The sequence below is a fragment of the Arthrobacter sp. P4_F11 genome (genome assembly GCF_056401395.1).
The window spans coordinates 564,612-589,829 of record NZ_JBFUJK010000001.1; the positions used below are offsets into that span (position 1 = coordinate 564,612).

General features: G+C 68.2%; 18 protein-coding genes. 3 read left to right on the plus strand and 15 right to left on the minus strand.

From position 1 onward, the window contains the following. Positions 1-64: 64 nt before the first annotated feature. The 13 genes from AC1DRO_RS02715 to AC1DRO_RS02775 all read right to left on the minus strand — a co-directional run bounded on the left by AC1DRO_RS02715 (position 65) and on the right by AC1DRO_RS02775 (position 18,625). Positions 65-1,312: a DUF3500 domain-containing protein gene (locus AC1DRO_RS02715; protein ID WP_476949705.1), complete on the minus strand. Its 1,248-nt coding sequence runs from the start codon at positions 1,310-1,312 to the stop codon at positions 65-67. Then, positions 1,290-3,038: an FAD-dependent monooxygenase gene (locus tag AC1DRO_RS02720; RefSeq protein WP_476949706.1), complete on the minus strand. Its 1,749-nt coding sequence runs from the start codon at positions 3,036-3,038 to the stop codon at positions 1,290-1,292. Before AC1DRO_RS02720 ends, AC1DRO_RS02715 begins: the two co-directional genes overlap by 23 nt. After that, positions 3,038-3,901: a fumarylacetoacetate hydrolase family protein gene (locus AC1DRO_RS02725; protein ID WP_476949707.1), complete on the minus strand. Its 864-nt coding sequence runs from the start codon at positions 3,899-3,901 to the stop codon at positions 3,038-3,040. The genes AC1DRO_RS02720 and AC1DRO_RS02725 overlap by 1 nt, the downstream gene beginning before the upstream one ends. Positions 3,902-4,036: 135 nt before the next feature. Beyond that, positions 4,037-4,912 (minus strand): alpha/beta hydrolase fold domain-containing protein, encoded by an 876-nt coding sequence (locus tag AC1DRO_RS02730; protein WP_476949708.1) that lies wholly within the window; start codon positions 4,910-4,912, stop codon positions 4,037-4,039. Positions 4,913-5,025: 113 nt separating this feature from the next. Beyond that, positions 5,026-6,039, minus strand: coding sequence for an alpha/beta hydrolase fold domain-containing protein (locus tag AC1DRO_RS02735; RefSeq protein ID WP_476949709.1), 1,014 nt, complete (start codon positions 6,037-6,039; stop codon positions 5,026-5,028). Continuing rightward, complete coding sequence (locus AC1DRO_RS02740; protein WP_476949710.1) at positions 6,036-8,729, minus strand: glycoside hydrolase family 78 protein; 2,694 nt, start codon at positions 8,727-8,729, stop codon at positions 6,036-6,038. The genes AC1DRO_RS02735 and AC1DRO_RS02740 overlap by 4 nt, the downstream gene beginning before the upstream one ends. Positions 8,730-8,890: 161 nt before the next feature. Then, the gene (locus AC1DRO_RS02745; RefSeq protein WP_476949711.1) at positions 8,891-9,250 is read right to left on the minus strand and encodes a VOC family protein; all 360 of its coding nucleotides are present in this window, start codon (positions 9,248-9,250) and stop codon (positions 8,891-8,893) included. A 34-nt stretch (positions 9,251-9,284) separates the two neighbouring features. Further along, a complete protein-coding gene (locus tag AC1DRO_RS02750; protein WP_476949712.1) occupies positions 9,285-10,274 on the minus strand; it encodes an alpha/beta hydrolase fold domain-containing protein in 990 nt (329 codons plus the stop codon). Then, entirely contained in the window at positions 10,271-12,940 is a 2,670-nt protein-coding gene (locus AC1DRO_RS02755; RefSeq protein WP_476949713.1) for an alpha-L-rhamnosidase, read from the minus strand. Before AC1DRO_RS02755 ends, AC1DRO_RS02750 begins: the two co-directional genes overlap by 4 nt. 66 nt (positions 12,941-13,006) lie before the next feature. Beyond that, positions 13,007-14,014 (minus strand): oligopeptide/dipeptide ABC transporter ATP-binding protein, encoded by a 1,008-nt coding sequence (locus AC1DRO_RS02760; protein ID WP_476949714.1) that lies wholly within the window; start codon positions 14,012-14,014, stop codon positions 13,007-13,009. Further along, positions 14,011-16,056: a dipeptide/oligopeptide/nickel ABC transporter permease/ATP-binding protein gene (locus AC1DRO_RS02765; protein ID WP_476949715.1), complete on the minus strand. Its 2,046-nt coding sequence runs from the start codon at positions 16,054-16,056 to the stop codon at positions 14,011-14,013. The genes AC1DRO_RS02760 and AC1DRO_RS02765 overlap by 4 nt, the downstream gene beginning before the upstream one ends. Continuing rightward, positions 16,053-17,006 (minus strand): ABC transporter permease, encoded by a 954-nt coding sequence (locus tag AC1DRO_RS02770; RefSeq protein ID WP_476949716.1) that lies wholly within the window; start codon positions 17,004-17,006, stop codon positions 16,053-16,055. Before AC1DRO_RS02770 ends, AC1DRO_RS02765 begins: the two co-directional genes overlap by 4 nt. Positions 17,007-17,071: 65 nt before the next feature. After that, complete coding sequence (locus AC1DRO_RS02775) at positions 17,072-18,625, minus strand: ABC transporter substrate-binding protein (RefSeq protein WP_476949717.1); 1,554 nt, start codon at positions 18,623-18,625, stop codon at positions 17,072-17,074. A 374-nt stretch (positions 18,626-18,999) separates the two neighbouring features. On the opposite strand from AC1DRO_RS02775, the gene AC1DRO_RS02780 reads away from it, so the two are divergent. The 3 genes from AC1DRO_RS02780 (at position 19,000) to AC1DRO_RS02790 (ending at position 21,728) form a co-directional block, all read left to right on the plus strand. After that, complete coding sequence (locus tag AC1DRO_RS02780; RefSeq protein ID WP_476949718.1) at positions 19,000-20,253, plus strand: glycoside hydrolase family 1 protein; 1,254 nt, start codon at positions 19,000-19,002, stop codon at positions 20,251-20,253. Positions 20,254-20,380: 127 nt separating this feature from the next. Then, positions 20,381-21,235 (plus strand): IclR family transcriptional regulator, encoded by an 855-nt coding sequence (locus tag AC1DRO_RS02785; protein ID WP_476949719.1) that lies wholly within the window; start codon positions 20,381-20,383, stop codon positions 21,233-21,235. A 352-nt stretch (positions 21,236-21,587) separates the two neighbouring features. After that, the gene (locus AC1DRO_RS02790; RefSeq protein WP_476949720.1) at positions 21,588-21,728 is read left to right on the plus strand and encodes a hypothetical protein; all 141 of its coding nucleotides are present in this window, start codon (positions 21,588-21,590) and stop codon (positions 21,726-21,728) included. A 278-nt stretch (positions 21,729-22,006) separates the two neighbouring features. Here the strand turns inward: AC1DRO_RS02790 and AC1DRO_RS02795 are convergent, their stop codons facing one another. Together AC1DRO_RS02795 and AC1DRO_RS02800 are read right to left on the minus strand one after the other, a co-directional pair. Next, entirely contained in the window at positions 22,007-22,459 is a 453-nt protein-coding gene (locus tag AC1DRO_RS02795; RefSeq protein ID WP_028276757.1) for a universal stress protein, read from the minus strand. Between the two features lie 99 nt (positions 22,460-22,558). Then, on the minus strand, positions 22,559-25,201 hold the full coding sequence (locus tag AC1DRO_RS02800; RefSeq protein WP_476949721.1) for a helix-turn-helix transcriptional regulator: 2,643 nt from the start codon (positions 25,199-25,201) through the stop codon (positions 22,559-22,561). Positions 25,202-25,218 lie beyond the last annotated feature (17 nt).

A 25,218-nucleotide genomic window follows, 5' to 3' on the forward strand; every position in this document is an offset into this window, starting at 1 on the left:
GAATGGCCCGGAACCCCGCGGAGGGTTCCGGGCCATTCGCGTCGGTGGACGGCTTGTCAGCGGTTCATGACGCGTGTCCGTGCAGAGCCTGGCGCACCAGCTCGCGCCCGTAGTCGTTGCCGTTCGGGGTGCGCAGCACCGTGTGCATGTGGAACGGGGCCGGGGTGTCATTGCTGAGGAAGACGCCTGTGTGGTGGTCCAGTTCCATGACCAGCACGGGGCTTTGCAATCGGAAGTAGAAGGCGTCCTGCGCCTCCCATCCGCCGATCCAGCAAAACCAGGTTTCGTCCCAGTGGGCCGCGATTTCCCGTCGGCGGACGGTCCGCGGCCCGTCGGGGAGGAACGCGATGAAGTCTGCCACGAGCTGGTCCAGGATCGCGCGTGCCGCGGCGGGCATCGCGCTGACCGGGATTCCCTCGTAGGGAATCACGCGGTTGTCCTGGAAGCAGCCGGCCAGGTGACGTTCGTCCCCGGGGTGCAGCCTGCCCTCCGGCATGGCCGGGTCCTGCATGTCCTCGAAAAGCGTGGTCTCGTCCCGCAGCGGCCCGGGCAGGGCTTGCATGAGGCGCCGCGCCAAGGCGATCCGCTCCTTGAAAACGGCCACGCCCTGGTGCGGGCCGGCGTCGATGACGTCCGGTTCGGCGCCGAGGAACACCGGCGAGACCACCAGCCGGGTCCCGGCCACCAGGACGTTGAGCGCCACGTGGTGGCCGAAGAGTTGCCAGCCCCACGGGGACGTCTCCGACGGGTCACCGTAGAGGGCGAAGTTGTAGCTGAACTCGTTCATCAGCTCCGGCAGCTCCACCAGGTCGCCCAGGAATCCATTGATCCGCATCAGGTTCCGGACCAGCCCGTAGCCGGCCGGACTCAGGCTCGCCGCCAGGACGGCCAGGATCTGTTCGCGCACCTCCGGGTCCAGCTCGTCCAGGCGCAGGCCCGTGTCATGTTGCAGGAATTCCGGGTTGGCCCAGCTCTGCCATTCGTGCGCGTCCACACCGTAGCGGAGCTGTTCGGCCTGGGTCGGCGTGAGTCGTGCCAGCAGGTCCCGGGCGGCGGCCGTCATGGCGGCCGCCGGCGCCTCCTCCCCCGCCGGCGCCGGCTCGAGGGGGTACAGCCCGTCCCGGCGGACCCCGTCGCTGGTCACCCCGGTGAAGGGCTCGGGGTATTGGGCGGCCCAGCCTTGGATCATGGGACCCGCGAAGGGATCGGTCTTTGCCGCCTCGGCATAGCCGCGGGCATCCAGGCCACGGATCTGCGCCACCCGCGGGTGGTCGGGCGGGTAGAGATAGTCACGGAAGGACGGCACGGACACGTGTTCTCCTGTCGGGGTCTTCGGATGGTGTTGCCAGCGGCCAGCCGGCGGCCACGCCAATGGCCGCGGCGGCCCCCGCGGGGTCGGTCCCCCGCCAGGCGACGTGCTGGTCCGGGCGGACCAGCACCGCGGCGGCCTGCCAGTGCGTGGTCATCGGGGTTCCGTCCTGGTCGGGTCCGACGTCGACGACGGACAGCGGGATTTTGTGGATCGCGGCGGCGGCCACGACCGCCGCGTAGGCCTGCCCGGCGGCCGCGCCGCCCAGGCTGTCGCGGTCCACCAGGAGGGTGAAGCCGCTGCCCAGCAGGTCATAGAGCGACGTTGTCGCGTCGAGCCAGGCGTGTGGCAGCAGCGATCCCGGGCTGGCGGAGGGGACGTAGCTGACGGGGTCCTCGGCGGGGACGGGCAGGCCGTCCGGGACCACCAGAGGCGAGGAGCCGTACGTGTAGCCCAGCACCAGTCCCAGCGAGTCGAACTCGCTTTGTTTGACGGCCAGCGCATCCCTGGCGGCCCGCCGGGCTGCCTCGCCGTCCGCATCCGCCCGGCCCAGGGCCGGGTCCGCGAAGTGGTAGGCCAGCGACTTGCCGTTGGCGGCGGCGTCGCGGATGGTCCGGGCCGCGACGGGCCGACGCTCCAGCTCATAGCTGCCGGGCAGGGCCGGGCCGGCCCAGCCCTCCAGGGCGGCGGCGATCTTCCAGGCCAGGTTGGCGGCGTCGCCGATGCACGTGTTGAAGCCGTGCCCGCCCCAGGGCGGATTGAGGTGCGCCGCGTCCCCGATCAGGAACACGCCGTCGTGCCCGTAGCCCGGGGCGAGCAGCATGCGCGCCGTCCAGGGGTCGGTGGCGATGACCTCGACGTCGACGTCGGCCCCGACAAGCGAACGGACCAGGCGTCCGGCGTCGGGTGATCCGCTGCCGTCCACGCCCTGGATGATGGCCCACCAGGTGCTGCCGAGGTCCAGCCGCCCCACCATGCCCGAAACCTCGGGTCCCAGGACCCAGTACTGGACGGCCGGGTCCAGGGTGATCGCGGCGGCGAGGATGTCGGAACGGAACAGGACACTGATGTTGGAGAGCTCGGCGGAGCCCCCGGCGAGGCGGATGTTCAGCCGGCGGCGCACGGTGGAGGACCCGCCGTCGGCCGCGGCTACGAAGTTGCAGTCCACGGCCTTGCGCCGCCCGGTTGCGTCGGACACCGCCACCCGCGAGCCGAAGCGCGGCCGGCCCGGGCCCGGCGTGCCGCCGCCCTGGTTGATGTCCAGGTCTTCCACGCTCAGGCCGGTCAGCAGCGTGATGAGCGGGGATTCGGCGGCGGCCTCCCGGAGCACGGCCTCCATGACGGGCTGCGGGACCTGCTGCCCGCATTCCGGCTGGGGGCCATACCGGCCCGGGACGAGCTGGAAGGCCTGGCGGAACCGGGTGACTTCGTGGCCGGTGAGGGCGGAGCAGAAGATGACGTCCTGGGCGTAGGCGACCGGCAGCGGCGCGGCGTCGCGGAGTTTGTCGGCAAGCCCGAGGCGGCGCAGGTGCGTCATGGTGCGGGCGTTCGTGGTCTTGGCGCGCGGCCGGTCCGGGTCGATGGTGGTCCTCGGCTCGATGACGAGGCTGCGGATGCCGCGGTGCGCGAGGTCCAGGGCCAGGAAGAGCCCGCTGGGTCCTCCGCCGGCGATCAGCACCGGCACCCGGTCCGGGAGGTCGCCGAGGGCCGCGTTGTTGACGGCGGTCATCAGGCCCGGGCCCGCAGTGACGGCCCGCCGACGGGCGTGGTGAGCGTTCCCAGGGTGTCGATTTCCACTTCCACCGTGTCGCCGGGCTGCAGGAGCCACGGCGGGGTCCGGACGTAGCCGACCCCTTCCGGGGTTCCCGTGGCGATGACGTCACCGGGATGCAGGGTCATCGTCTGGCTGATCAGGGCGATGATGGCCGGGACAGAGAAGATCATGTCCCGGGTGTTGCCGTTCTGGACCTCGGTGCCGTTGACCCGGGTCCGGACCTGCAATCCCTCGCGAAGGTCCCCGGCCTCGTCGCGGCTGACCAGCGGGCCGAGGGGGCCGCTGAAGTCGCCGTTCTTGCCCAGGGTCCACTGGGCGGTGAGCTTTTGGGCCCGCCGCGCGGTGAGGTCGTTGAAGGTGGAGTAGCCGAAGACGGCTTCCGCGGCGGTGGCCTCGTCCGCGGATTCGACCCGCCGGCCCACGTAGGCGGCGACTTCGCCTTCCCAGTCCAGTCCGGCCTCGCCGGCGGGCACCGGCGCGGGGACGTTGCCGACCGACAGGGACGCGGTCCACCGGCCGAACAGCGTGGGGTGGGGAGGCAGATCCTGGTCCTTGTAGCTGCCTTCCGCGGCGTGGGCCTTGTAGTTCAGGCCGACGCAGATCACCCGCGCCGACGCGGGCACGAGCGGCACCTCGGTGACGTCGCCGCGGTCCACCGCGTCAACGTTGCGAGAGTCGGCTAAAAGGGAGTGCGCTTTCTCCTGCCAACCGGCGGCATCGGCCCAGAAATCCGCAACGGGGGCCAGCGAAACCACCCTTGAGCCGAGAAGGGCCGCCGCCCATGCGCCGCCGTCGTGATTGATTCCTATGTACTGCATTTAGTGGGGCCTTTCTGGTGCCGCCCGGAGAGCGGGGTTTGGTAGGTGGGCGCGGCAGTTAGAGGCCCCGCAGTTGGAGAACCTGCGTAGATGTGTTGGGGGCCGACTACTGGAGTGCGGTTGTGAAGTGGCCGGTCAGGTGGCCTGGGCGTCCGGGGGCCGGGATTGCCGTAGGAAGAAGGAGACGGTTGCTGCCATCGCCTTTTCGGCCGCGGCCTGGCTGTGGTCCGGGAGGATCCACATGTGGTCCGCTTCCTCAATCAGGAGAAGTTCGACGGCGGCGCCGGCACCTTCCAGCGCGGCAGCCAGCGAGGCTGACTGGGCGGGCGGAACGAAGCGGTCGGCGGTTCCGTGGGCCAGGAAGAACGGCGGTGCCGTCCGGCTGGCGTAGCTGATGGGGCTCGCCGCAGACGCCTTCGCCGGCTCGTCGGCCAGCACGGCACCGACAAGGAGTTCCTCCCTGGATCCGGGATCGTCGGCCCTGGCAACGGCGCCCGGCAGGCTCTGTTCGGCCATCCCGCCCAGGTCCGTGGGCGGGTACCAGGCTGCCACCGCGGCGACGGCATCGCCGGCATTGACGCCGTCGGCATTGGTGGTGAGACCCACCAGGCTGGCGAGATGGCCGCCCGCGGAGTCGCCCCACGCGTAGATCCGCTCCGGGTCCACGTTGTAGTCGGCGGCATGGTTCCGCAGCCAGCGGACGGCGGCTTTCGCGTCGTGCAGCTGGGCCGGGAAATGCGCCTCTTGGCTAAGCCGGTAGTCCGCCGATGCCACCACGAATCCTGTGTCAGTGAACGTTTGGAAGGCGCTGTTGCCGAATCCGTCCAGGACCGGGCCCAGGGAAGACCGCTCCCCCATGCGCCAGCCGCCCCCGTGGAAATGGACCACCGCCGGCCGGGGAGCCGCCCCGCCCTCAGGACCGGGAAGGTAGAGGTCCAGCAGCAGCGGGCGGGAACCGTCGTCACCCGCGCGGGCGAATTCGATGCCGCTCAGCACGCGACCTTCCGTCATCGTCGACTCCATCCGTTTTCCTGCGCCGCTTGGCTTGTGCACCGGTTCCGTGATGCCCGGCGTCTCCCCTAAGACTGTCGGATCACCGGACCGGCGCAAACCGCGGATTTCAATCATTGAAAGGGCTTTGCCGAGGCCAGTTCCGCCGCAAGGAATGCCAGCCCCTGCTGCACGATCCCCAGCGCCGCCGAGTGGTTGAGGTACCCGTGCGTCGCCCCCGCTTCCAGCCGGAAGGACACCTCGACGCCGGCCGCGCGGAGCGATTCCCGGAAGAGCTCAGCCGACGGACGCAGGTCATCGTATTCGCAGGCGATGACCGCCACCGGGGGGAGCCCCGAAGGATCGGCACGGCCGGGCAGGGCATACGAGGACGCCATCCCGGCGGGGCCGCCGATGTAGTTCTCCACCATTGCCTGGCAGTCGTCCTCGGTGAAGCGCAGGATCCGCGGCAGGCTGGAAAGCACCCTGCCGTCGGACACCGCGGCCGGCTTCAGAGGGGGAAGCGCGGCGTGCAGGAACGGGTACGCCAGCAGCAGCTTGGCGGGCAGTGCGAGTCCGGCGTCCTTGAGATACATGGCGGCGCCGACGGCGAGGTTCCCGCCGGCGCTGGCCCCGCCAAGGCACAGGTTTCCCGGGGCCACGCCAAGGCCCTCGGCGTGGGCTGCCGCCCAGATCCACGCCGCGAGCGCGTCTTCGTGCGGGACCGGGAAGTGGACGCCGTCGCCGGCCAGCCGGTAGTCGACGGAGAACACCAGGCCGCCGGTCCGGTCAGCTAGTTCCCGGGCGACCTGGTCGGACTCCCGCATGTCCAGCGTCCCTCCGGCGAACCCGCCGCCATGCAGCCACACCAGGCCGGGCAGGGCGGCCCCGGACGCATTCCCCGCCGCGGAACCCCGGTCACCGTCCAGCCGAAGGATGCCGGGGCCGTAGATCCGGACGGGCACGGGTCCGTTGGGCCCCGGCGCCTCCACCGAGCGGATCGGTACGGCAGGGGCCGTGTAGGGCAGATCCGCGCCGCTGAACGCCGCCAGCCGCTGCATCCCGGCAGGATCGGCGAGGAGATCGGCGAAGGAGCCGGCTTCAGCCACGTGGTGCATGAGGCCGGCCAGCTCCACATCCAGGCTCATGGCTGAAACACCGGCTCGCGGGCGCCCTCGGTTGCGGCTTCAGGAACTGCACAGCTGAACGAATGCGTCCCGGAACCGACCTCGACGCCGGTGGTCCCGCCGTCGGGCAGGTACACCGCGGCGGTGCAGCCGGCCGGGACCGACACGGACAGCAAGAACACGTCGCCGTCCAGCTCCCACCGGACCACAGCCTCGCCGTAAGGGGTCTCGTGCCGGGCAGCGGCCCACGCCAGCCCCCCGCCGGGCCTAGGCCGGATGGCGAGTTTCCGGTACCCGGGTTCAGCTGGTGCCAGGCCGGCCACAGTGCGGTGCATCCAATCGGCCACGGCACCCAGGGCGTAATGGTTGAAAGAAGTCATTTCGCCCTCATTGATGCTGCCGTCAGGGAGCATGGAGTCCCAGCGTTCCCAAATGGTGGTGGCGCCCATTGTCACGGGGTAGAGCCAGGACGGGCACTCGGTCTGGAGGAGCAGGCGGTATGCCGCCGTCGTGTGGCCTTCATCGCTGAGCGCGTCGCAGACCAGCGGAGTTCCCACGAACCCGGTGGCGATGCGGTAGCCGTCGGCTTCCACGATGTCGGCCAACCGGGCGGCCGCGGCAGGGTGTTCGGCCGGTTCGAGGAGTCCGAAGCGCAGTGCCACCGCGTAGGCCGTCTGCGTGGATGGCCGGAGCCGGCCGTCGTCATCAAGGTAGCGTTCCCGGAACACCGCCCGGGACCGGGCGGACAGCTCGCGCAACCGTTCCGATTCCGTGTCGTGGCCCAGCAGTCCGGCAGCCTCGCCCGCCACCGACCCCGAGTATGCCAGGTAGGCCTGCGCCACGAGCTGCCAGGGGGTGCGGGCGTCGCCGGGCGAGTCCGGCGGTGCGGCCGGGTCCAGCCAGTCGCCGAACTGGAAGCCGTGCTCAAAGCGCAGCTCCGGGCCGGCGGCCTGGGCCACGGCTTCCAGCCAGGCGATCATTCCCGGCAGCTGCCGGCGGAGGTACTCGAGGTCCCCCGTCCACTGGTACAGCACCCAGGGAACAAGCACGGCTGCATCACCCCACGCGGCCATCACCGGGCGGTCCGGGAATGGCGGCTTTTCGGCCACCACTTCCGGGACCACCAGCGGCGGCGGCCCGTCAGTCCCCTGCTCTGCGGCGAGGTCCTTGAGCCAGGACGTGGTGAAGCCGGGGATCCGGTACAGGAAGGACGCGGTGGCGGCGAAGATCTGGAAGTCGCCGGTCCAGCCGAGGCGCTCGTTGCGCTGCGGGCAGTCCGTGGGCACGTCGACAAAGTTCCCCCGCATCCCCCACACCACGTTCGAGTGGAGCTGGTTCAGCATCGGATCGGAGCATTCGAACGTGCCCGTTCGCCGCAGGTCCGAGTGGATCACGACGGCGGTGAACGCGTCCGGATCCACAACACCTGGCCAGCCGCTCACCTCCACGTAGCGGAATCCGTGGATGGTGAACTCCGGCTCCCACTGCTCGTCCCCGCCGCCGCGCAGGATGTAGCTGTCGGTCTGCTTGGCGACGCGCAGCGGCCTGACGCCGAGTTCGCCGTGCTCCAGAACCTCGGCGTGCCGCAGCACCACCTCGGTGCCGGCCGCACCGCTCACATTGAAACGCACCCGGCCCACCAGATTCTGGCCAAAGTCCAGAATGGTCTTTCCGGACGGCGTTCCCAGCACAGCTTTGACCGGCAGCTCGTCGGTGGCCCGGACGGGCGGGCCGTCGGGTGCGACCAGGACTGCAGGATCGAAGCCGCCAACTACGACGGCGGGCTGCAGCGAGTCGGTACCCGCACCGGTTTCCGCTCCGATCTCAGCCCAGCCACGGCTCCGGAGCCGCGCATCAAAAATTTCGCCATCGTACAGGTCTGCCGACAGCACCGGCCCCCGCCCCGCCAGCCACGACGCATCCGAGCCAATCACGCAAACTGCCCCGCCGGCGTCGGTCATTTCCAGCTGGGCGATCACGGCGGTGCGGTTGCCGTACGTGTTGCGCTTCCCCTGGAAGCCCAGATTGCCGCGCCACCAGCCATCCGCGAACTCAAGGCCGATCACGTTAGTGCCTGGCCGGAGATACTCAGTGACGTCGTAGCTCTGGTAGCGCAGGCGGTGGTGGTAGCTGGTCCAGCCCGGGGTCAGGATGTCCCGGCCCACGCGGCGGCCGTTGATGTGCGCCACGTAGACGCCGTGGGCGCTGGCGTAGAGCCGGGCGGACGCCACGGGCCCGGCCACTTCGAACGTCCGGCTCAGGCGCGCAGCCGGCTCGTTGGCGTCGCTTGCCTCGTCCCAGGCCGGGCGGATCATGGCTGCCTGCCAATCGGACGCGTTCAATAATCCCGCCTCTACGTAGGCAACGGGGCTCCATTCGGAGGGCGCGCCGCCGCCGTTGCCCCAGACACGGACGCGGACGGCGACGCGCTGGCGGCTCTCCAGCGGCGGTGCGGGCCAGGGCTGCAGGAGCTGCTCCCTGGTCTCGGTGCGGCCGTAGCTTGTCAGGCTGGCCTCATCGGGGCCGAGCTGGAGTTCGTAGGCGGCCTGGACCCAGCCGGTCCGGTCGGTGGTGACCTGCCAGGAGAGCCTGGGCCGGTCTTCGCCGATACCGAAGGGCTCCTCGTGGTGTTCGAATCGGACGGCGGAGGGAACGGCGGTCCCCGCGCGGGCGTGGTCCTGGGACGGGAAACGCAGGATGTTGGGAGTCAACGTCGGCTCGATTCATCAGTTGGAGGAAGCTCTAGGGCTCTCCCCAGCGTCCCGGGAACGGCAATGCGCCCGCTAGCGAAGTTTCATTGACTGGAAACCCTGTGCATGGAGCGGCTTGTTGGGCTGCCCGGCTGCCGCCGCCGCCGGGCGTGGCGAGTTGTTTAGTCCACGCAGAGGCAAAAGGGGTGGCTGGCCGGGTCGAGGAATACCCGGAAGCTCGTGCCCGGCTGCGAGTCGGCCTTGGTGGCCCCTAGCTCGACGGCCACCTTCTCGCCCTCATCCAGGTCCTGCACCATCAGGTCCAGGTGCATTTGCTGTGGCACTTCCTGGCCAGGCCATTCCGGGGCACAGTAGCCGTCCACCTGCTGGAACGAAATGCAGTTGCTGCCGTCGTCAGGGCGGATTTCGGCCCAGTCACCGTCGACCTTCACCTGCCAGCCCAGCAGGGCGCCGTAAAAGCCCGCGAGGGCCCCGGCATCGGGGCAATCAATGACGAGACCTGGGAAGCGTGCGATAGCCATAGCGGAATGCTACCGCCGGAAATTGAGCTTGTCGCTAAAGCTCGTGGGCGAAATATGCCACCGCTGAGCCGAGGATCCGGTCCAGCTGGCCTTCGGCGCCGAAAAAGCAGTGGTCACCGCCCCGGATGGTGATGAGTTCGTTGCGGACGTTCGCGTCAACGAGCGCGGCGGCGAGCAGTTCGCTTTGGGAGAGCGGAACCAGGCCGTCGCTGTCGCCGTGGACCAGCAGGAACGACGGCGCGTCCGCGGTGACGTATCCCAGCGGACTCGCTGAGGCCAGCAGGGCGGCGTCGGCGGTGCCGCCCACCAGCATGGAGCCGGGCTCGAGGGTCATGCCGTCCGGCACCGCCGCGCTCAACGGCCCGGTCATCATGCCCTGGGGAATGTTCATGGCCGGCATGTCCGGCAGCGAAGACACCCCGTAGAAGTCGACTACGGCGCTCACGGCGCTGGAGTGCCCTTGGACTCCGAGGCCACCCTCGAGGTCCTTCCTGGCGCCGGTCAGTCCCAGCAGGGCGGCAAGATGCCCGCCGGCCGACTCGCCCCACGCGCCGATCCGTCCGGCGTCGATCCCCAACATGTCTGCGTGTTCGCGGAGGTACCGGACGGCGGCCTTGAGGTCGTGCAGCTGCGCCGGGAACGGCGCCTCCAGGGCATGGCGGTAGTCCACGGTGGCGCACGCGATGCCGGCTTCGTTCAGCAGGCGGAACACTGAGTCCGGGGCGAAGGTAGGCGGCAGCTCGCGGCGGTCTCCCAGCTGGAACGCGCCGCCATGGATCCAGACAACCAGCGGCACCGGCGTCCCGGCAGCGTCGCGGGGCAGCCAGATATCCATGGCGAGCCGGCGGAAGCCGATAGCGATCGCGTAGCTGACTTCGCGGTGGACGGCAGAGTTTTCCGACACGACTTCGGCCGCGCCCGGGGGCAGGAACGCCGGGAAGGCCGGGGCCGGCAGCCCGGCCGGTGCCGCCTGACCTGTTTCGATGGGGGTGGTTTCCGTGGCTGTGGCGGCGTCCGGGGTCATGATGCACTCCTTGCAAGTTGGGGCTGGTGGTCATTGCCGCCGGCAGGGGCGGTGAAGGTATGGGTTCCGGGCCCGACGACGGCGTTCGGCCGGCCGGTGAGGCGGACTTCCGCTGTGGTGCCGGGCGGGACGGTCGCAATGAGGGTGATCTCGCCGTCGTCAATTGCCCAGCTGACCTCGATGGAGCCCTGCGGGCCCCGGTGCGACGTGGCCGCGGAGGTGATCCCGGCACCGGGGCGGGGCTCGATGATGATCCGTTTGTAGGCCGCGTTCCCGGGTGCCTGGCGCAGGCCGGCGGTGTAGCGGTGCAGGAACGAGATCACGGCGCCCTTGCTGTAGTGGTTCAGCGACTGGCGCGTTGTTCCGTCCGCGCCTCTTCCGTCCCAGGCTTCCCACATGGTGGTGGCACCGCGGTCCACCATCACCAGCCAGGAGGGTTCGGAGTCCTGCATGAGCAGTTCATAGGCGAGGTCCGGCTGTCCGTTATCGGCGAGCACAGGCAGCAGGTAAGGGGTGGCCAGGAACCCGGTGCCCAGGTGCGTGCCGGCGTCGCGGACGAGCGTGACCAACTGCTTGACCACCGCCGGCCGGCCGCCGTCCGGAACCAGGTCAAAGGCCAGCGCGCGCACGCAGTTGGCCTGCGTGCCACCGTCCACTGTTCCGTCGGCCCGCAGGTATTCCCGCTGCCACGCGCGGCGGACGTTACCGGAGAGCTCCCCGAGTTCCCGGGCTTTGTCCCCCTTGCCCAGGACGGCGGCAATCCCGGCCATGATGGCGGAGGAGTGCCGGTAGTAGGCGGTGGCCACGATGCCGTTGTCGGCGGACCGGGAGGCGAATAGGTCCGGCGCAGGGCCACCCGGTTCCATCCATTCCCCGAAATGGAAGCCGGTGTCCCAGAGATACTGCTCATGCGGGGCCGGCGTGGCGTGGGCCTCTGCCCTGGCCGGGTGCCGGTTGCCCTCCGCGGCGCTGCGGATGAAGCCGAGCCAGCATTCCATCGCCTCCCAGTTCTGTTCCAGGATGCCGGTGTCACCGGTGGCGAGATGGATCTCCCAAGGCACCATGACCACCGCATCCCCCCACCCTGAGGACCCATTCGTGAAGGCCATGAATTCGGCACTGGTTACCTCCGGTCCCGGCGAGGGAGAGATGTTGACCACCACGCCGTTGTCCCACTGATCGGTCCGCACGTCCCTGAGCCACTTCGCCGTAAAACCTGCCACGTCGAAGAGGTAGGCGGCGGTGGGTACAAACAGCTGCCAGTCGCCGGTCCAGCCTGCCTTTTCCCGCTGCGGGCAGTCGGTGGGAACTTCACAGGCGTTGCCGCGGAAGCTCCACTCCACAATGTCGTGCAGCTTGTTGAGCCGGTCGTCGCTGCAGTTGAAAGTCCCCAGGCGTTCCAGCTGGGTCTGGACCATGCAGCCCACGATGTCCGCCGGTTCCAGGTCTGCGTCCAGGCCCTGCACGGCGACGTACTGGAAGCCGTGGGTGGTGTGGCGCGGCTCGAAGACCTCGCCCGGGGCGCCAGATGCCACCACGGAATCCACCTGTCCGGCGCCGAGGAACTGCCCCGGATTTCGGAAATCATGGGGACGGAGGTGTTCCTGGGTGACGTCGCCGTCAGCGCCCAGGGCTTCGCCGTACACCAGCGTGACAGTCTTCCCTGGGGCGCCAAGCCGGCTCAGGCGGATCCAGCCGTTGATGTTCTGGCCCAGGTCCACGATCTGGTTACCGTTGGCCAGTCGCGTGATGGATACCGGGCTGAGTTTTTCCACGATGCGCGTGGGGGGCGCCACGGGGCCGGAGAGGGTGGTGAAGCTGCCGTCGCGGAGGACTGCGTGCCCGGTTGCCCCATGGCCGCGGCGGAAATCTACTCGCTGGCCGGCCATGAGATCGGCGCTGACGATCTCCGTCGCGGAAACGTCCCACGAGCCGTCGGTGCCGACGACTGTTCGTTGTCCGCCGGACTCCAGCTCCAGCTGAGCCAGGAAGGCCGTCTGCGGTCCGTACATGTCGGCGTCGCGCGTGTACCCGAACGTGCCGCGGTACCAGCCGTCGGTGAGGACGGCCCGGACGGTGTTGGTACCGGGCCGGAGCATGCGGGCGATATCAAAGGCCTGGACCTGGAGCGTGCTGTGGTAACTCGTCGAGCCCGGAGTGAGCTGTTGGTCCCCCACCCGCACGCCATTGATGAAGAGCTCGTAGATGCCGTGGGCTGTGGCATAGGCGCGCGCCTTTGCGGGCGCTTCGTCCAGCGTGAAGGTTTTTGACAGAGCATGTCCGGGGCGCTCCCCCGGTTCCGGAACCGCCGGTTCGTCGGGGCCGATCCACTGCGCGGTCCAATCCTCCGGGTGCAGCAGGCCCAGTTCCACGGCCATCGGCTCGGACCAGGCGGACAGAACTTCGGTGCCGTCAGAGGCCACGTTCCAGGTCCGGACCGTCCAGTCGAAGCGGTCCCGCGAGCCGAGGACGGGGCCGCCGTACGGCACGAAGCCGTGCGTGCCGCCGTCCACCCGGCCGGTGTCCCAGCCATTGCTGGCTGCCAGCTGGTAGGCAACCTGCCGGACCGTGCCCTGCGGCGGCGTCCAGCTGAATCCAGGCAGCGTATTGGTGATCCCGAAGGATTCGCTGAGGTGGTCCGTCCGAAGGTGCGTGGGGTGGTTCATGCGGGGAAGCTCCCTGAAGTTGGGCTCAACTTGTTTGAGGCGGACCTGACGCTGGGCTGCGCGGGGTCAGGCGTAGTGGCAGGCGACGTCGGCGGCGCCCACCCGCCGAAGGGCCGGACGCTCGGCGGTGCAGAGTTCGGTGGCGAGCGGGCACCGCTGGCTGAAGGGACAGCCTCCCGGCGACCCCGCCACTGCAGCGGCCGTGCGGACGCCAAGGGATTCGCGCAGCATCCTCCGCTCGGCCTGTTCCGCGGGCCTCGGCACGGGCGAAGCAGCCACGAGGGCCTGGGTGAACGGATGCTTGGGCGACTCCGTGACGGCTGCCGCCGGCCCGCTTTCCATCACCTGGCCGCGGTAGAGGACGACAACGCGCTGCGCCAGGAACTGGACCACCGAGATGTCGTGGGCGATGAACAGGTAGCTCAGGCCAAGCTCGTCGCGGAGGTCGGCCAGGAGGTTGAGCACCTGGGCCTGGGTGGAGAGATCCAGGGCACTGACCGCCTCATCGCACACCACGAGCTTCGGTTCGCAGATCAGGGCACGGGCGACGGCGATCCGCTGGCGCTGGCCGCCGGAGAACTGGCTGGGGTAGCGGTCCACGGCCTCACGGGGCAGCCCCACGCGTTCGAGCATGGCTTCGGCTTTTTCGCGCGCCACTGCGGCCGTAACCCCGCGGATCCGCAGCGGCTCCGCCAGCGAAGCACCGATGCTCTGGCGCGGGTTCAGCGAGGAGTTGGGGTCCTGGAAGACCGCCCGCAGTTCACCGCCGAGGGCGCGGCGCTCTGCAGCACCGGCATGGGTGATGTCCTTGCCCTGGTAGCTGATGGTGCCGCCGGCGCTCTTCTGGAGGCCAAGGATCGCCTTGCCGATGGTGGATTTTCCGGAGCCGGATTCCCCCACCAGGCCTACGGTCTCGCCGGGACGGATGGAGAAGCTGACGCCGTCCACCGCTGCCGGGGCTGCTGCAGCTTTCCGGCCGCGGCCGTACCGGACCAGCAGGTCCTTGACCTCCAGCATGGGCTGCTCCGGCGCAACTGGCGCCGTGTCCTGCCGTTCTGCCGTCTCGATGCTCATGCCAGGTCCTTTTCGACGATTTTCAGTACTCGGTGAGTGGGCACTTCGGTGGCAAGCCATTCCAGGCCCTCCACCGCCAGTTCGTCCGCCTTGACGCAGCGGACCAGTCCGTCTTCGGAGCCGGAAGGCAGCAGCGGCACCGGGGCGGCGCACGCGGAGCCGGCGAACTGGCAGCGCGCCATGAAGCGGCAGCCCGTGGGCCAGTCCTTTGGCTGCGGAACCTGGCCGCTGATGGTGGCCAGCCGTTCAGGCATGTCCGCCGCGGTGTTGGCGTGCGGGTCGGCGGCCAGAAGCGCCAAGGTGTAAGGGTGGCGGGGGTTGTCGAGAATATTGGCGGTCCGGCCGCTTTCCACCACCTGGCCGGCGTACATCACGGCGACGTTGTCGCAGATGTCCGCCACGACGCCGAGGTCGTGGGTGACCATCACCACGGACATCCCGGTGTCCTTCACCAGGGAGCGCAGCAGCGAGAGGATTTCGGCTTGCACGGTGACGTCCAGCGCTGTGGTGGGTTCGTCGGCCACCAGCAGCCTGGGCCGGCCGGACAGTGCCAGGGCGATGGCGACGCGCTGGGCCATGCCGCCGCTGATCTGGTGCGGGTAGGTCTTGAGGATGCGTTTGGCGTCCACAATGCCCACCTTTTCGAGCAAGCTGAGGGCTTCGGCATGTGCCTCGGCCTTGCCCACCTTCCGCAGCCGGCGGATGGCCGCGGTGAGCTGGTAGCCCACGGTGAACATGGGATCCAGGGCCCGCATGGGTTCCTGCGAGATCAGGGCGATGTCCCGGCCGCGGATGCCTTCCATCTCGCGCTCCGTGGCGGCGGCCAGGTTCTTGCCATTCCACAGGATCTGGCCGCCGGTGGCGGAGACCCCGGCGGGCAGCAGGCCCAGCAGCGACAGCGCGGTCATGGTCTTGCCGCAGCCGGATTCCCCCACCAGGCCCAACACGGTTCCCGGCCCGACGTCGAACGAGACGTCCGTGACCAGCGGAGTCCCGCCGTCGACCCCTGCAGAGAGTCCGCGGACGCTCAGGTGGCCTTTGGCCGGGATGGCTCCCGCCTCGGCCACCGAGGCCGCGGCGCCCGCTGCAACAGAACGCTGGCGGCGCGCCGCTGCCGACGGCAGGTGCGAGACGCCAGTGTTCGGCGCCTTCCCCAGGGCGTTGCCGATCGCGTTGGCGGCCAGGACGGTCAGGGCAAGGACCGCACCGGTGGGAACCATCAGCCACGGGGCATCGTAGACGTGCTGGGAAGCGCCCTGGATCATGCCGCCCCAGCTGGGTTGCGGGATGGGCGGGCCGAAGCCGATGAACGCCAGGCCGGCCTGGATCAGCATGCCGACAGCGAAGATGAGGGCGGACTGGACCACGATGGTGTTGGTCAGTCCGGGCAAAACGTGGCGGAGGCTGATCCCCAGGGTGCTGACGCCGTCCACCTTGGCCGCGTCCACGTACAGCTGGGACTGGAGCGACTTGGCCTGGCCCAGCATGACGCGGTAGATGCCGGCGGAAATGAGGACGCCCAAGATGGCCATGATCAGCGGGATGTTGGTTCCCACGGCACCGATAACTGCCAGGATGATGACGGTGCCGGGCAGCGACATCATGACCTCGGTGACGCGGCTGATCCCTCCTTCCGTCTGGCCTCTGCCGGCGGCCACCATGGCCAGGGCGGTTCCGAGCACGACGCCGACAATCACCGTGATCAGTGAGGTTCCCAGGGTGCCTGCGGCGGCAGCGAAGATGCGGCTGAGGAGGTCCCGGCCGAGTTCGTCGGTGCCGAGCCAGTGCGCGGCGGTGGGACCGGACAGGACAGCGGTGAAGTCCTGGTCCTCCGTTTTGTAGGGTAGCCACCACTGGGCAGTCAGCGAGGCAACCACCAGGGCTGCCAGCCATACGACGCCGGCCACGCCGCCGGGCGAGGCGAAGAGCCGGCTTGCGGAAATTTTGCTGAAGGCGGCCCGCTGGCCGGACTTGGGCTGCACAGCTGCGGCAGCCGTGGCTGGCGCACTGTCGGCAGGAGCGGGGGCGACGTTGGGGATCATGAGGCACGCAACTTCGGGTCGAGGAACTTGGTGGCGAGTTCCAGCACGAGATTCACGGCCACCACCACGACGGTGGCGATGACCACCACGCCCTGGACGGCGGGAGCGTCGTGGGTGCTGACGGAGGTCTGGACGGCCTGGCCCAGGCCGGGCATGGCGAAGAGCTGCTCCGCGATGACGGAGCCGCCGAACAGGCCGATGAACTGCAGCGCGATGCCGGCCACGATGGGGAGGCTGGCGTAGCGCAGGGCGTGGATGTAGAGGATTTTCCAGGTCGGTGTGGCCGTGGCACGCAGCGTCCGGATGTGCTCCTGCTGCAACGCCTCAAGCATCGAGGCCCTGGTCTGGCGGGCGATGAAGGCCGCGCCGCCTACGGCAAGCGTGATGACAGGAAGGGCCAGGGACATGCCCCAGTCCTGCGGTGAGACCTCGAACGGCACGTAGCCGGTGGCGGGAAAGACCGAGGACTGCACGGCGAACAGGTACACAAAGATGATGCCGATCCAGAAGGCAGGCAGGGCCACGGCCAGGCCGCAGATCCCGCCCACGATCCGGTCCACCAGGCCACCGCGGACCGCCGCGCTCACGCCCAGGCCGATCCCGAGGATCGCGCTCAGGACGGTGGCGCCAGCCGCGAGTGATGCCGTCACCGGAAGCCTGTTGCCCAGGTCCGGGCTAACCGAGCGGCCATCGATCAGGGACGTGCCGAGGTTGCCCTGGACGGCGTCGCCGAGCCAGCGGAAGAACTGGGCGAGGAGAGGATCGTTCCAGCCGAGCCGCCCGTTGACCTCGTCAATCGCTTCTTGGGAGGCACCGGCGCCGAGCGACACAGCGCCGGGGCTGCCGGGCATCGCGTGCACCAGCAGGAATGCCAGTACCGCGACCACAAGCACGGTGGCCAGCGCCATCAGCAGACGCTTGGTGATGAATAGTGCCATGGTGACCTCCATCGGTCAGGACCTGCCGGACGGCTGCCCGTTCCAGAGTCGGGGTGGCCGTCCGGCAGGTTCGGTGATCAGCTAGCCGGTGCGTAGGACGAGAGAAGCGGGTAGGCGTTCGAACCTGCGAACTTCACCTGCTGAACCTTCTTGGTGTTGTAACCCTGGTTGGTGAGTGACTCATAGAGCGGGATCATCCAGCCGGATTCCACCAGGCGGGTGTTGAGCTTGGTGAGGGCGGTCTTCTTGGCGGCGTCGTCCTTCGCGGCCGCGGCTTCGCCCGTAGCCGCAGTCAGCTGCTCATCGGAGGCCTTCTGCACATTGGTGAAACCGTTCAGGACCACCCCGTACATCAGCCCCACCGGGTTGTCCCAGCCGAGTGCGGCGTAGCCGAGGGGCGTGGTCGCGACTGCCGCGAAGGCTTCATCGGTGGAGGACGCCATCTTAATGTTCATCTTGATTCCGACGGCGGCCAGATCCTTCTGGACGGCCTGCAGGTCCGTCTGGGTTTCAGCGCTGCCAACAATGGTGAACTCGAAGCCGTTGCCGTAGCCGGCCTCGGCCAGCAGGCTCTTGGCCTTCGCCGGGTCGTAGGCGAACTTGGTGTTCAGCTCATGGGTGAAGCCCGCGGAATCCTTGGGAAGTGCATTCCAGGCCGCGATGTCACCCTTGTGCAGTGCGTCCACCAGTGACTGGCGGTTGATGGCGAACTGGAACGCCTGACGGACTTTCTCGCTGGCAAAGGCGGGAGCGGTCTTTCCGGTCTTGTCGAAGGAAACCATGGTGTGCAGCGTTCCACCGATCTGGGACACGCCGAGGCCCTTGGACTTTGCGAAGTCCACTGTGGGGGAAGTGAGCATGGCGACGTCGGCCTGGCCGGAGACGAGAGCGTTGGCGCGCGCCTGAGGATCTTGGATGACGCTGAAGGTGATCTTCTTGTAGGCGTAGTCTGCGGCGTCGGCGTTCTTGTCGTTCTTCACCATGACGTACTTGTTGCCCTTAACCGTGGAGGGGTCGAGCGTGTAGGGACCGGAGCCGTCCGGGGTTTTGCCGAGGCTGGCCGTATCGGCAACACCGCTCTTGCCGACAACCATGCCCATGGTGGAGGCGAGGTTCTTTTCGAACCCTGGCTGCGGCTTAGCGAACTTGATGGCCACCTGCGTGGGACTGACAACACTCACCGAAGTGATTTCCTGGGCTCCGCCCTTGGCGATTGCGGAGTAGGCACTGAGTGCGGGGTCGCTGCGGCGGTCCAGGTTTGCCTTCACCAGAGCCGCATCCAGGGTAGCGCCGTCCGTGAAGATGACGCCTTCCTTGAGGGTCAGCGTAAGGACCGTGTTGTCCGCGCTGTAGCTGAACTCCTTGGCCAAGCCCGGTCCAACGGAACCGTCCGGTTGCAGGGTCATGAGGTTTTCGTAGAGGCCTTCAAAAAACTGCCGCTGCGCGTCGGCGACACGCAGCGGATCGAAGCCGAAGGAAGCGCTGTCGCTGTCGACGGCGATGGTCAATGTGTCTTTGTTGACGGCGGTTGCCGCCTGGGTCCCGCCGCCACAGGCGGTGAGCGAACTCATGAGAAGCGCCCCGGCCAGAACGGCCGCGCTCCGTCGTGCGGTGGAGTTCAGAAGTTTCATGTAGTGCGCCTTCGCATTCTTTCTCAGCAAACGGGGGTCAACATCCGTGGGGAGCCTGGCGGCCTGTATACCGATCGTCCGTGACCAGCTTCCGGGCCGTTGCGCCGGTGCCCCTCTCGTCAGATGGGTCTCGGCGACCGGCTCACTCAAGGATCACGGCGACGCCTCAAACGGAAACACGAGAATGTCATTGATTGGAAAAGTATTGTGGTGAGGGTCACTCCGGACGGGTCTCGAATGGACGCGCAATGTCCGCGGGACCAGCGATGAGTCTTTCAACCAATGAAAACGGCCGCCCTCCCCTGGCATTGACCGCGGAGGATGGACAGTCAGCCCATGCACAGTCGCTTGGCGCTCAGATCGAAAGGAACCAGATGACCGACTCTTTTGCCTTCCCGCACGATTTCCTGTGGGGCCTCGCCACGGCAGCCCACCAGGTCGAGGGAAACAATGTCAACAGTGACTGCTGGTTCCTGGAGAGGCTCCCCGGAACGATCTTCGCCGAACCGTCCGGGGACGCCGTCGACCACTACCACCGGTACCGCGAGGACATTGCCCTGATCGCCGGCCTGGGGTTCACGAGTTACCGCTTCTCCTTGGAGTGGGCCCGCATCGAGCCCGAGGAAGGCTACTTCTCGGTGGCGGAACTCAACCATTACCGCCGCGTGCTGGAGGCCTGCCATGAGCACGGGCTCATCCCGGTAGTCACCTTCCATCACTTCACGTCACCCAGGTGGCTCCTGGCGGCCGGCGGCTGGGAGGACCCGCAGACCCCCGAACGGTTCGCCCGCTACTGCGACCGGGCCATGAGGCACCTCGGCGATCTCATCGGCGTCGCCTGCACCCTCAACGAGCCCAACCTCCCGTGGCTCCTCAAGGAACTTGGCCTGGGCGGCGAGGCCCCCGAACGCAGGGCAGAGGTGCCGCTATGGGCGGCCGCGGCAGACCGGCTCGGGATCGACGCAAGCCGCGTGGCACCCTTCCAGTTCACGGTCTCCGAGGCTGGCTTCGACATCAAGCTTGCTGCACACCGGCAGGGCCGGGCTGCCATCAAGGCGATCCGGCCGGAGCTCCCGGTCGGGTGGACCCTGGCCAACACCGACATCCAGGCAGCCGAAGGCGGCCAGGACCGGGCGGACAGGATCCGTCGAGAGGTCAACGAACGCTTCCTCGTGGCGTCCCGCGACGACGACTTCGTGGGGATCCAGACGTACGGCCGGACGGTCTTCGGTCCGGACGGGGTGATGCTGGCCCCCGAGGGAGCCGCGACGAACCAGATGGGCGAGGAAATTTACCCCGAGGCCCTCGAAGCGACCATTCGGGAGGCAGCCAGCGTCGCCGGCATCCCTGTCATCGTCACGGAGAACGGCCTGGCGACCGACGACGACTCTCAGCGACTGGCCTACCTCCGCACGGCGGTCGCCGGCGTGGCGTCCTGCCTGGCCGACGGCATCGATGTCCGCGGCTACATCGCCTGGACAGCCTTCGACAACTTCGAGTGGATCTTTGGCTACGGTCCGAAGTTTGGACTCATCGCGGTGGACCGGGCCACGCAGGAACGGACCCCGAAGGAGAGTGCCAAGTTCCTCGGCAGCCTTGCCGGGACGAGGGTGACTGCGTCCGTTTGAACCAGCGCCGGCGCAGTCGACGCCCCACCCCAACAGTGCCGCAGCCATGGAGTACCGGCTAGGAGTTTCATTGGGCGAAACACTACTGTGGTGGGGGTCACTGGCGACGAACTAGGAACGGTTTGAAATGACAGCAGCCCAGGAAAGGGATCCGGACAGCGCCGGGCCCGGAACCCCCGCTCCCGCGCGCGGCAAGCGGCCCAAACAGGGCGAACCGGTGATAGACCGGGCCCTGAGCCTGCTCGCCGTCTTCACGGACCGCCGCCGGGCGCTGACCCTGTCAGAGATGGCCCGTTTTGCGCAAATGCCCGCCCCGACGGCGTTGCGCCTCATTGCCCGGCTGGTCGCCTGGGGCGCTCTGGAACGGCTCGACGACGGACGCTACGTTGTGGGCGTCCGGCTGTGGGAAATAGCGTCCCTCTCCCCGAGGGGCCACGGGATCCGCGAAATCGCGTTGCCCTACCTTGAGGATCTCTTCGAGGTGACGCGCCATCACGTGTTGTTGGCCGTGCGGGATAAAGACCAGGCCGTCCTGATCGAACGGCTTTCCTCCAAGCAGGCCACGGAAGTCGCCTACCGGGTGGGCGGCCGGCTCCCCCTGCGCTCCACGGCCGTCGGCCTGGTCCTGATGGCCGGCTCGGACGCGGCATTCCAGGAAAAGATCCTCAGGGAACCCGCGGAAACTGAACCGGGCGTGGCTCCCATGCCGGAGGGCCAGCTGCGGCGCACCCTGTCCGACGTCCACCGGACGGGGATTGCCATGATCCGCCGGTCCGCGCCGTCCCTGACTGTTTCCGTGGCGGCGCCCGTCTTTGATGCCCAGGGCACGGTGGTGGCCGCACTGTCGATCGTGGTACCGGACGGGACCACCCCGCCCAACGTCCTGGCTCCGGCGGTGATGGCCACCGCGAGGGCAGTCTCACGAAGCCTTGGCTACCGGGCTGCCCTGGCCGAGGACGTCCGGACCCTGTCGGACGGCTGACCGCGGACCTGCCAACCGCCGGCCCTGCCAACCAGCGGAAAGGCCGCCGCGGCGTTGGGATCAAGGCTCATCATGTTGAGCCTGCGGGGCACGCGGGTCCCCGGACCCCCGCCTGCTTCCGCGAGCCCTTGACACACCCGGTGGCGGCGTCTAGGACTGGCCTTGTCCCGTCCAATCCACCAGCCTAGGAGTTGTTATGGCCACCACGCCCTACGGAATCGTGCACTTCTTCCCGGGAGGCACCAAGGAACAATAAGAGGCGTCGCTTGCAGCCGTCCATCCGGGCGCGGGGCTCCTGCCCGAGGGTCAGATCTTCCACGCCGGCGGGGCATCCGAGGGTGGCTGGACGGTCATGGCAGTCCACGAATCGAAAGAAAGCTGGGAAAAATTCCGGGACACGATCCTCCTGCCCCGGATGCAGGCGGGTATTGAGGGCGGCTTCGCCGCTCCGCCCGAAGAGACGGTGATCGACCTTTACAAGGTTCTGCCCTAGCAGCACGTAACCCACACAGCCGTCCTCGTCCCGCAATGCCAACAGGCGGGCACCCCAGCCTTCGGTCGCTACCGCGCGCGCTCTGCGGTAACGGCCTCGGGCGCGGCGTTGCTGAGATCCTGCAACACCTGCCACCGAAGTGAAGGATCTGAATCCATCAGCCAGTCCAGGACGGTCATACGCCGACGGTAGCCCTCCCGGCTCGCTGGCATCGGGTGCTCACCACCGAGCAGGCACGCGGCACTGCCGCCGGATGTCCGTGCCAGCGGCCCGGACGCTCAGGAAGCCTTCGGCCGGATCACCAGGACAGGGCACGGAGAGTGGCTGGCCACCTGGGCGGAGACCGACCCGATGTGCAGCCCGGCGAAACCGCCGTGGCCGCGGGAGCCGACGATCACCAGGTCGGCTTCCCGTGCGGCCTCAAGTATTGCCGAGGCCGCTGAGTCGTTTTTGATGGACCGCGTCACGACATTGACACCCACTGCGGATTTCGCCGCCTCGGCGCCCAGCGCTTCAGCCTGCTGCTCCGGTGAGTCCTCCGCCACGATTTCGCCTGCCGCCGTTTCCAGCATCGCCGGATACCACGCCATTGGCGCCTTGTTCCAGACGGTCAGGACCCGGAGCTCCGCATTGCGGTACCGGGCCTCTTCAACACCCCACGCCAGGGCCTCATGTGATTGCTTCGAGCCGTCAAATCCGATCACGATCACAAAGGGATCAACTTTTTTCATGGTTCCAGACTTTCACTGCCGGTTTGAGGCGGCTAGGGGCCTCTGACCCCATCCGGGACCGGTGCCTCACCGCGAAGACCATCAAGGCTGCCGCGGGGTTCAGACGATGCCACGCTTGGCGGCCGTCTTGAGCGCGTCGCGCCTGCTTACCGCCCCGAGTTTGCGGTAAATGGACCGTTCGTGGGTCTTGACCGTGTTCACGGAAATGTACAACGCCTCGGCAATTTCAGCAGCGGTCATGATGGAGCGCATGTAGGAAAGGACTTCGCGTTCGCGCTCGGTCAGGTTCCAGTAGGACTGCGCCCGAAGGCGGGTCTCACCCTGTGCCTCGCGTGCCATCAGCGCTGCGATGAACGACTCGTGCGCTGTGCCCCACACAGCGTGCTCCACGAGCAGATCCGCCAATTCCTCTCTCCGTTCGGCGAAAGGACGCAGGACGGTTTCAGGCCCGGCACGGAGGACAGCATGTTCAATCCGCTCGTGTGCCGCCGCGGCATCGCCGGCTCCATGGGCCATGATCGCCTCGGTCAGGCTCAGGCAGGTGTCAATATATGAGCTGCCGCGGCGTTCGGCCAGTGACTCGGCACAGCGTTGCGAAGCGGCGGTGTCACCTTCGCGGCGCAGCAACTCCGCCAGCAGCGTATCCGCCAATGCGCCGTGCCCCCCGGCACCCAGTGGTTGGACGGTCCGCAAAGCTCCGTCCCGGTCGCCCCTGGCTTCGGCAATTTTCGCCACCGCGATGGTCTCCAGGGCATTCCATGACACGGCGTACCGTCCCCGCCCGTGAAAGGATTCCAGCGCCGCACCGGAGTCGGCCAGGCGGGGCAGGTCGCCGGCGGCGCAATCAACCAGGACCCGATAGATGGCGCTGAGCGGACCCGTCGGTAACAGCTCGCTGCCCAATCGCTGTGCTTTGGTAAGGCAGGTCCGCGCAGCCTTCAGATCATCATTCCAGTAGCACGCGATGCCCCGGGCCAGCCAGGCCGGAGCCATCCGTTGCCGCGAATTCCAACCCAGGGCCTCTCCCCGTTCCAACGCCGCCGTGCCAAGTTCGTCGGCGCTCACGAGGTTACCGGCGATGGCGTGAGCCAATGCGAGCTCGGCCTGGGCGCAGATTTCCACGGCTTCCAGCTGTTCCGGGTTGCCGGTGGCCGCCGTTGCCTGGAGCAGCGCCGTCGCAAGTTCGCCGGTGCGGTGCAGCCGGAACTCTGCCTGGGCCAGCAGGAAGAGTCCTGTCGAGAAGGAGCTGGAGCGGCCGTCTCCTGAAATGTCCGTCGTCGACTGGCCGTCGTCCGTCTCGGTGTGCGGGTCCAGGCGGCCGTCGGCAGGCAGCGGCTCGTAGAGCGCCCGGTAACTCTCCAGTCTCCGGCGTCGAATTGCGTCCAGCGCGAAGGTCCGCGACAGCGCCCGGTCGGTGAGCTCGGCTGCGGCGGTGCCGTCGCCGGAAAGGGCACGGCAGACCGAACGGATCATCAGGATCTCCGGATCCTCGCCCCACGGTGCGGGGAGATCCAGGCACAGCCGTTCAAGGGTCTGCACGTCGTTTCCGAGCAGGAATTCGAGCCAATGGGCGCCGAGGGAAATCACGGCTTGCCGGGGTGCGCTTCCTTGCAGCGCCTGGGCGACGCCTTCGACGACGTCGACGTCCTGGTAGTACCTCGCCGCCACGCGGTGCAGACGCTCGGCGAGCAGAGGGTCGCGCCGCTGCAGGATGCGCCGGCACTGCGCCGCGAAGAGGGAATGCCACCGGAACATCGATTCGCCCGCACGGTATTCGTGCTCCTCGATGAAGAGCCCGTTACGGAGGCATTCCTCAAGCAGCACGCCGCCGCGGGGACGGCCTTCGAGTTCGACGGCGAGCCGGCGGCCGAGCCAGTCACTGGTAGTGGCCCTGAGAATGAATTCGGCCAGCGACGGTTCGATCTGGTCGAGGATCTCTTCTGCGACGTAGTCGGCGAGCGGGACGTGCGTCGGCGCGGAGCCTGGCGTTGCAAGCGGCACGTTGCGCGCCTGCGCCAACGTGACCAGGCTGGCGTGGACTGCCACAGGCCAGCCGGCAGTCATCTTCCAGAGCGACCCGGCGTCGAACGTTTGATCCTGTCCCAGCGCACTGGCGAACTGGGCAACTTCCTCCCGCGTGAAGGCCAGTTCGGCGGCGCGAAGTTCACCCAGTCCCTCGCCGTACCGGAATCTTTCGAGCTGGATGGACGTATGGCCGCGTCCCGAGAGGACCAGCCGCAGTGAGGGGGGTGCCGATGCTGCGAGCACCCCGACGATTCCGTTCGCCAGCCCAGGTCCGGCCAAATGGACGTCATCGATCACCAGGACAATCGGTTCGGTGAGGTGCTCGAGTGCTCCGAGGAGAAGGTCGTAGGAAGCCGCCCGGTCATGGGCAAGGCTCGGGTCAAGAGCCAGGAGGGCGTCGGTTCCGGGCAACGGCAGTTTGCTCGCCGCGGACTGGATCGCCCCAACGACACCGTGAAACAGCCGCGCGGGCTGCGTGTCGAACCGGTCAAGGGACAGCCATGCGCACGGCAGAGCGCACTTGCGGACCCAATCACCCAGGAACGTGGACTTGCCGTAGCCGGCCGGGGCCGCAACGAGGGTCAGGCGGTGCGAATCTGCGGCCGCGGACAGGGCGCTTTCCAGACGTGGACGCTCCAGCGCTCCGAGACCGCGCACAGGCGGGCGGATCTTGAACTGTGGGCCCGGTACCCATTCGGCTTCTAGCCTATCTCTCACATTCCACATGCTAGGTG